We start from the raw sequence: 7830 nt of genomic DNA on the forward strand, positions 1-7830 counted from the left end.
AAGCTGCCATCAAGTAATATGAGCTGTAATTCATCCGCTGCATCTTTTAGAAATCTGTTAGAAACAAAGCTGAGCCGTGGGCCGGGTGAAGTGTCTCTTAAAAGCCTCTAAGAGATAAGACAAAGCCTGAAACCGTGCAAAATGTCTTTAAAGAAGAGCCCAACTAGACAAAAGCCGGGGGACAGCGGCCGAAATGTCTCATAGAGGGTTCCAAATAGACAAAAGCTCGTGGATTCGCGACCGAAATATCTCGCATACGGTTCCAATTAGACAAAAGCCCGTGAATCCGCGACCGAAATGTCTCGTAGAAGCCTTTACTTGCAATCATATAGCTTATCGTGGTCCGCCTTGGACAACTTATAAAAAAGAGGGTGCCCGGCCTTTTAAAAACTCATGGGCAGCCCCCTTCCCGGCGCGTTTAAACTTCTTCTTTCAATGCAGCCACGCTGTTATTAAATTCCTCCTCAATTTCCGTGTGGTGCTGATAAGTAACCAGGCTGACAACGTAACTAACAATCAGGTTAAATGCAAAGCCGGGAACCATGGAATACAATTTGGCGTCCAGCCCCGACAGCGTCCACACAATCACGGTGACAGCGCCCGTAATCATGCCGAAAAGCGCCCCTTTGTAATTCATCTTTCTCCAGAACAGGCTCAAAAAAATGACCGGCCCGAATGAAGCACCGAACCCCGCCCACGCATAACTGACCAGCTCCAGAATGGTGGAGTCGCGGTTTAAGGAGAGCAATGCGGCCACGACGGAAACAACCAGCACCGCCAGCCTGCCGAAGAAAACCGATTCTTTATCCGAGGCATTCCGGCGGAAAAATAATTTGTACAAGTCTTCCGTCAGCGCGCTCGAGGTGACGAGAAGCTGGGAGGAAACTGTGCTCATAATCGCAGCCAGCACCGCTGCCAGTACGAATCCGGCAATCAGCGGATGGAACAGGATTTGCCCGAGCTGGATAAAGACCGTTTCCGGATTTGCCAGTTTATGGCCTGGCTGGTGGAAATAGGCGATCCCGATTAAAGCGGTAAGGGATGTGCCAACGAGTGATAAAATCATCCAGCCGATTCCGATTCTGCGCGCGTTTGCCGTTTCTTTTACCGATTTGATGGCCATAAAACGGACGATAATATGCGGCTGGCCGACATATCCGAGCCCCCATGCCAGTGCAGAAATAATACCGAGTACCGTTGTCCCTTTAAAAAAGTCGAGCAGCTCCGGGTTGATGGTTTTCACGGTATGAAACGTTTCCACCGGCCCGCCCGTTTTCGTAAAAGCCACAATCGGCACAAGCACAAGCGCGGTCACCATAATCAGTCCCTGGACAAAATCCGTCCAAGAAACGGCGAGAAATCCGCCGAAAAGGGTGTACAGCACTACAACGCCTGCCACGATGACAAGCCCTGTATAATAGGACATATGGAACGAGTTTTCAAAAAAGACTGCGCCGGATACCATCCCCGATGAAACATAAAGGGTGAAGAAGATCAAAATGACAAGTGCAGAAACAAGCCGCAACATTTTTGTCGGGTCTTTAAAACGGTTTTCAAGATAAGAAGGGATCGTAATGGAGTCGCCGGCGACCTTTGTGTAGGAGCGCAAACGCGGCGCCACAAGCCTCCAGTTTAAGTACGCCCCGATCGTCAGCCCGATTGCAATCCATGCATCGGCAAGTCCGGTCACATAAATGCCGCCCGGGAGCCCCATCAGCAGCCATCCGCTCATATCGGCAGCACCGGCGCTTAACGCGGCAACAGCCGGGCCGAGTGAACGCCCGCCGAGCATATAATCATCCAGGTTGCTCGTCCGCCGGTAAGCAACCCACCCGATCCAAAGCATTAGCACCATATACAGGCCGATTGAAATCATCTTTAATGTTTGGTCACTCACAGAAGAAGTATCCCCCTTTATTTTTTGTACTTTCAAAAATAGTCTATCATTAGAAAATGTTTAAAAAAAGATCATTGTAACAAAAAATGCCCGAAAGAATTTTTTCGTTCTAAGAAAAGGATTCCGGATAGAACTGTAGTAAAATAAAGGCAAATAACGTGATAGCGGAGTGGTCGGCATGGTTTGGTTCCCCGTGAAATCGATGATCGAAATCATAAAAACACAAGGCCCTGTCGTGATCAAGTGGGTACACGATTATTGGAAAAGTGCAAGCAAAATCATCGGGGCTGCCGGATCGGCCGGGAAAACGATCCAATGGTATCGGAAATATAAAAATAAACAGCTGGGAACCCTCAAAAACCAATATGAATATTACGAAAAGCAGGTGCTGGGCCATTTCAGCGGCTGTACGAGAAAAGACCTTTACCAATATATATTGGAAATCGAAAAAACTATTCAGCAAATTGAGCAGGAACAGCAATCCAACATGTTTTTGTTAAAACCGTTTTATGGACAGGAAATCCGGAAGTGGAACGCAATCTTTGCCCAAATCACAGATAAAATGTCGGTGAAAGACTACCAGGAATATTTGCTGATGTATAACAATCCGGACTATGAGAATGGTTATTTTAAGGGCTTTGATGCCCTAACCGGCAAGTTTAAAAGCATTGCGGCTTCCGGGGACATGGAAGCTTTGTACCGGTTTATTTCCGAAAAAACCGGCATGCCGATGGAAAAAATAAAAAGTGATTTTTCATAGCGCTTTTCTTTATGATACAATTTCCGTAGCCATTAAGACGTAAAGGAAGACGTGCATGAAAAGAACATTACCGGTCCAAAAGAACGATTGTATAGACGTTGTTTTTGAAGATTTGACGCATGACGGCGCAGGGGTGGCCAAGGTGGACGGCTACCCGTTGTTCGTTAAAAACGGCCTGCCTGGTGAAAAAGCAAAAATAAAAGTTATTAAAGTTAATAAGAGCTACGGGGTCGGCCGTCTGCTTGACCTGTACGAAAGGAGCCCGTACCGCGTTGATATCCCGAAAGAAGACGCTCCTAAATACGGAGGCTGCCAGCTTGCCCATATCAGCTATGAAGGGCAGCTGAAATACAAGGAGAACCAGGTCCGCCAAGTGATTGCCCGGATCGGAAAAATCGAAGGTGCGCGCATCCATCCGATCATCGGGATGGACAACCCGTGGCAATATCGCAACAAAGCCCAGGTGCCGGTCGGGGAAAAGGATGGAAAACTCGTTGCCGGCTTTTTCAAACCGAGGACCCATGAAATTATCGATACCGACGAGAGTGTGATCCAACTCCCGGAAGTCAATGAAGCGATCCATACGGTGAAAGAAATCTGCAGCGGACTCGGGATTCCCGCATACAATGAAGAAAGCCACAGCGGCGTGCTCCGCCACATTATGGCCCGGTACGGGAGGCAGACGGAAGAACTGATGGTAGTGCTGATAACACGGACGGATAAAATTCCACGCCAAAACGAGCTGGTTGAGCATATCGTTTCGCGGCTTCCAAAAGTAAAATCGGTGATCCATAACGTCAATCCTAAACGGACGAATGTCATTTTGGGTGAAAAGACGGAGACATTATGGGGCAGAGATGTGATATATGACATGATCGGGAACGTAAAATTCGCCATTTCCGCCCTTTCTTTTTACCAAGTGAACCCGGTGCAGACAAAAGTGCTGTACGAAAAAGCGCTCGAGTACGCGGAGCTTACCGGCAGTGAAACCGTCATTGATGCTTACTGCGGCATTGGGACGATCTCGCTTTTCTTGGCGCAAAAGGCCCAAAAAGTGTTCGGCGTTGAGGTTGTGCCGGAAGCGGTTGAAGACGCGAAACGGAATGCGGCGCTGAACGGGATGTTGAATGTAAATTTTAAAGCGGGGAAAGCGGAAGAAGTCATCCCAAAATGGTACGAAGAAGGGAACACCGCCGATGTGTTGGTGGTCGACCCGCCGCGCAAAGGCTGTGACGAGTCGCTGCTTCGAACCATTTTGGAAATGAAGCCGCGGAAAGTCGTCTATGTTTCCTGCAACCCGGCCACGTTGGCGCGCGATTTGCGTATATTGGAGGACGGCGGCTACCGCACAACGGACGTCCAGCCGGTGGATCAGTTCCCGCAGACCGTGCACGTGGAAGCAGTGGCAAGGCTTGTACTCGGTTGTAGCCCACAAATAAACTTTTCCGATCCAAAATAAAGATTTCTGATCCAGCCCTGATTTTGTGAAAATAAACTTTTCCGAAATCAGGGCCTTCTTATGTTCAAACACTTGTTCTGTATGGGGATCCTTTTCGTCCTCTATTTTCCAAAATTTGACCAATCATAAGTACTTTCTTTTTGTATTTGCCTTCAATGGCATTACGTTCAGAGGCATCCTGATTCGCCGAGAGGACGGGGGCTAGTCACCTCCTCCTACTCGATGGCTTGCTGAATAAGCAAAAATTCCAGATTTGACAAGGGTTTTAGCCACTTTTGCCGAATATAAAGTGTAAGCGTTTTTGGAAAATGCGTAAAAACCTTGCGCTTGGAGACCAAAAAATGGTATATTTTACCATTCGGTGAAAAATAAAACAGGGCTTGCATCTGATTCGTTCAGCAAGCCCTAGTTAGAAAGGGTGTAAAGACCGTTCGCGCATAAAAAACAGCGCGAATGGTAGTTAGAAGGGTTTTAAGGACCGTTCACGTATAAAAAAATATTGCGAACGGTAGTTAGAAAGGGTGTAAGAACCGTTCACACACAAAAAAATAACGCGAATGGTAGTTAGAAGGGGTATAAGGACCGTTCGCGCATAAAAAAACAGCGCGAATGGTAGTTAGAAGGGGTATAAGGACCGTTCGCGCACAAAAAAATAACGCGAACGGTAGTTAGAAAGGGTGTAAGAACCGTTCGCGCACAAAAAAATAACGCGAACGGTAGTTAGAAGGGGTATAAGGACCGTTGACGCATAAAAAAACAGCGCGAATGGTAGTTAGAAGGGGTATAAGGACCGTTCACGCGTAAAAAAACAGCGTGAACGGTAGTTAGGGCTTGCTGATTACAAGGGTTTTAGCCACTTTTGTTGAATATAAAGTGTAAGCGTTTTTGGAAAATATGTGAAAAGCCTTGCACTTGGAGGCCATTTCAATGTCCAAAAAAAGGAACATCAGTTGACCCTATTTGTCTATCATGAGTGTAGATCAACCCCCAGCGGTCAAGAATGCAGAACGGGTATGTATCCAAAAATAAAAATTTACAAGGGGCCGGACAACACGTGTCAGCCATCTGGGGACATTGCCCACCAATCGCCCTAATTTTTGGAGTGCGGTTTCTGAAATTCCGGGCAAACATTCAGATCGTCCCCATCTTGTTCTGTCTGAAGCTTAATGGATACAAGGCAATTGATCCAGTACTCTACATAAAACGAAAAACAATCTAGCCAACGGTAAAGAGTTGATTCATCCGCAGGGAAGTCATGCTTAGAAGGGCTCGTTAAAACCGCTTCTATACAATCCGATTTATATCTTTCCTGAATACGTGACGAAAATTTCACACAAAGTCATACAATTCGCTTAAAACCAAGTATAATATGGGCATAAATCCAATTTAACCAATTCCACAATCAGGTGATCTTGTGAAAAAGTTTATTACAGAATATACCAATGAACGGATTGTTGCCCAATCTGGATTAGCGATTGTAGGAAATTTACTAGATCAAACAAATTTAGCTTCAAAGTTAAATGCCTATAAACTGCCGGGGATTTCCAGAAATCCCAGCTGCTCCAATGGCGATGTAGCCAAATCCTATATCGGCCTGCTTTGTCAGGGGAAAAGCGATTTTGATCATATTGAAACATTCCGGGATGATGCCTTCTTTCAACTGGCTTTGGATATCCAAAGGGTTCCTTCCAGCCCGACTTTAAGGCAGCGTCTAGACCAGGCTGCCTTGACGAAAAAGTGGAAAGAGATCCTGCATGAAGAATCACTGAATCTCATCCGCCGGACAAATGCTGAAATCAGCCCTGTTTACACCAAAGACAAGGCATATATACCGGTTGACCTAGATGTCTCCCCATTTGACAATTCCAAGACGAAAAAGGAAGGCGTGGAAAGAACCTATAAAGGCTGTGACGGTTACGCCCCCATGTTCGCTTACATCGGGCAGGAAGGCTTGAGAGAACAGGATGCCCCTCTGAAAAAGAGAGCCACGAGGAGGAGAATTAGAACCGTCATCCAGAACATGATCATCATGGCTTCGAAGCTGGTTACCAGGGGCGCCAATGGAAACTAAAAGTCAGCTTAACCAACAGATGGCGTCCAACCCTTGAGCGCCTTTATTATGCTTTTTTCTAATGCCGGCATGAAATTCGGAGTTGACAGAAAAACTTGCAAAAAATGGAAACGGCAAGTTTATTTGGCATACCATAAAACTGCTCAAAATATAAGGAGGTGCTTAAGTTGATTAAAACCATTTATGCTTTGGGAAAGAACTATTTAACAGCGGAAAATCCATCTATGATTCAATCTATGACTCTACCGATTGCCAGGTCCGATGATGCCATTAAATACGCTGTTATTGTTGATTTTTCGCTTACAGAAAAAAGAGTTCGGTTAACGCCGAAGGAAATAGGAGAATCAACGTCATCGGAGTTGTTATGGATTGGTACGGTGGATGGAGCTGCGAGTCCGCAATGGTTTGGAACCGTGAGCATTAACAATGTCGAATATTTGCTTAGTCAGACGATTACTAATCTCCTTGATCGTTGGAACCAAGAGGACCCCTATTACTCTCTTTTACAAGAAGTGCAAAATGTTTTCTTCGTAGATCTTGGAGCGGAAAAAAAATCGGAAGAACGATATCGCTATGTGTTTAATCCAGCCTATGTTGGCGGCGAATTAACGGAAAAAAGTGCGAAAAAAGCTGTCAAAGCAGTTGCAAAACAATTCCAAACTTTTATGGAAAAAGAAGCTAATGTCCGGGCGAAAGATGTTCTACTATACACGTTGGCTATCGATGGACAACTTGTAGTTTCGCAACCCGAATATGAACGGCTTGTGATTGCCCAAAAATTAAGTGTTTTTGAACATGCAAAAAAAGGAGTGTGCGCTCTTACTAATGAGGAAAGTTTGGTTACAGGTCAAACGACAAAACTAAAATTCAACTATTACATAAATGACAAAATCAACTTTGCGAGCGACCTTGAGGAGAAATCATTTGTCAAAAATTTATCCATCAGTAAAGATGCTTATCAAGCGATTATGGCGGGAGAAGCCTATATTCTTCGCCACTTTAATACTCGTTTCAGTGGTCTCCCTTGTTATATTATCCCAGACTTTCTATACGATGTGCCGTTTGAAAATATTCCATTTGAAAAGATTCGTGAACATATTCATCGGTTTGTCCGCACAATCAAAACGGTGAAAGTTGCGGAGGATTTGGAACAGGAAATCGAAGACTACAAAGAATACGAATACCAAATGGACAACCATATTTCGTTACATTTTCTTTTTTACACAAAAACACAGTCGGCTTTAAAAGTGAACAAGCTGTTATCTGATGTTCCCCTCACTCATTTTCGACGGCTACGTTCCGCGATGAGGAAAATTGGAGAAACTGGGCAACGCTTTTTTGAAAACGAAAAATTCAATTTTGGTTTAGAACCTATTTACTATTTAATTCCAATGCATGCTCAAGGTGGAGAAAATTCCGAAAAGCGCAAAATTTTACAAGTCTATGAGTCGCTATTAACGAATAAACCGCTTTCCTATCAATGGTTAATTGCGCAATTTGCACAACTTGCGAAAATTCACATGTATGCGAACTATAGTGTTTATCAGTATAACGATAAAAAAGAGTATAACGATTATAATTTAGTAGACGCGATGGTGCGAGCGCAATTGTTTTTGAAAATGTTGCAAGATCTTAGCTTAATA

Annotated in this window: 4 protein-coding genes and 1 pseudogene; 4 read left to right on the forward strand and 1 reads right to left on the reverse strand. The window is 44.8% G+C overall.

From position 1 onward, the window contains the following. Positions 1-418: 418 nt before the first annotated feature. Positions 419-1897 carry a sodium/proline symporter PutP gene (gene putP / locus BpJC4_RS15175; RefSeq protein ID WP_151681122.1) on the reverse strand — a complete coding sequence of 493 codons (1479 nt, stop codon included), beginning with the start codon at positions 1895-1897 and terminating at the stop codon, positions 419-421. Between the two features lie 178 nt (positions 1898-2075). On the opposite strand from putP, the gene BpJC4_RS15180 reads away from it, so the two are divergent. From BpJC4_RS15180 to BpJC4_RS15195, 4 genes and pseudogenes are all read left to right on the forward strand, one after another. Further along, a complete protein-coding gene (locus tag BpJC4_RS15180) occupies positions 2076-2657 on the forward strand; it encodes a hypothetical protein (protein ID WP_151681121.1) in 582 nt (193 codons plus the stop codon). A gap of 55 nt (positions 2658-2712) precedes the next feature. Beyond that, positions 2713-4116: a 23S rRNA (uracil(1939)-C(5))-methyltransferase RlmD gene (gene rlmD / locus BpJC4_RS15185; RefSeq protein ID WP_151681120.1), complete on the forward strand. Its 1404-nt coding sequence runs from the start codon at positions 2713-2715 to the stop codon at positions 4114-4116. 1414 nt (positions 4117-5530) lie between these two features. Then, positions 5531-6067: pseudogene (locus BpJC4_RS15190) on the forward strand (transposase); the annotation flags it as partial. Between the two features lie 287 nt (positions 6068-6354). Continuing rightward, positions 6355-7830 (forward strand): TM1802 family CRISPR-associated protein (locus BpJC4_RS15195; RefSeq protein WP_151698156.1); only part of this gene is annotated, 1476 nt, incomplete at its 3' end.

Origin of the sequence: Weizmannia acidilactici, from assembly GCF_008974185.1 — a bacterium.
Taxonomy (GTDB): domain Bacteria; phylum Bacillota; class Bacilli; order Bacillales; family Bacillaceae_C; genus Weizmannia; species Weizmannia acidilactici.